Consider the following 323-nt stretch of genomic DNA (forward strand, 5'->3'; position numbering starts at 1 on the left):
AGATCACTTGCAGTCCGACCGCGATGTCTTGGTTGCGCGAGAGGTTGTCGATATCCTCCACTTCCATCATCAACCCTGGATAATGCCGCCGCCGTCATCGCCGCCGACGCCCGTGCCGGGCTTTTCGGGCCTGTCAGGCTTGCTCGGCCTTCAGCCTGCCTGGGCGAGATCTCCGGCGGACGGATTAACGGCGGAGCTTCGCCGCCTTTCGTGCGTGTGAAGGCCGAAGATAGTTCTCTCAAAAACATCCGTTTATGAGAGATACCAAATGTCATTTTCAGAAGACGACTGCACCAGTTGATTGGGCGTAATGGCTGTTGTGC

Annotated in this window: 1 protein-coding gene; it reads left to right on the forward strand. The window is 57.0% G+C overall.

Going from position 1 to position 323, the window contains the following annotated elements; genetic code table 11:
- On the forward strand, positions 1 to 258 hold a 258-nt coding region (locus tag HX884_RS26865; RefSeq protein WP_079267275.1), incomplete at its 5' end, for a hypothetical protein.
- Positions 259 to 323 lie beyond the last annotated feature (65 nt).

The sequence above is a fragment of the Enterobacter sp. SECR19-1250 genome (genome assembly GCF_013391025.1).
In the GTDB taxonomy this organism is placed as follows: domain Bacteria; phylum Pseudomonadota; class Gammaproteobacteria; order Enterobacterales; family Enterobacteriaceae; genus Enterobacter; species Enterobacter cloacae.